The organism is Billgrantia ethanolica (assembly GCF_021404305.1).
Classification (GTDB): domain Bacteria; phylum Pseudomonadota; class Gammaproteobacteria; order Pseudomonadales; family Halomonadaceae; genus Halomonas; species Halomonas ethanolica.
The window spans coordinates 1-300 of record NZ_JABFTX010000047.1 but is presented as its reverse complement, the minus strand read 5'-3'; the positions used below and the strand labels follow the sequence as shown (position 1 = coordinate 300).

Genomic DNA, 300 nt, shown 5'->3' with positions numbered 1-300 from the left:
ACCCGATGTCCCTTGGGACTTTTTGAAATGATCGTCGACCACCTCTTGATGACGAGCATCTCTCAGTGCAAAGGACGTTCGTGTTGCTCCGTCCTCGGCTAATGGTGTCGTACACGCCTCAATCCAAAATTGTGAGGCATCATGATTTTGACCCCCTATTAGCACACCAAATGCCTCAGGTTTTCCTCTCGAATCTTGCTTCAAGGCTTGCCAGCTATCTAATACCGCATTAGTTACCCATACTATAATATCGTTGTCTTTGCTTAAATATTCAATGGTTGCAGACATCACAGTCCTCAT

At 45.3% G+C, this 300-nt stretch carries 1 protein-coding gene; it reads right to left on the bottom strand.

Annotated features, from left to right (window positions below):
• Nucleotides 1–288: hypothetical protein (locus tag HOP53_RS21450; protein ID WP_234271880.1), on the bottom strand; the 288-nt coding region annotated here is incomplete at its 3' end.
• Nucleotides 289–300 lie beyond the last annotated feature (12 nt).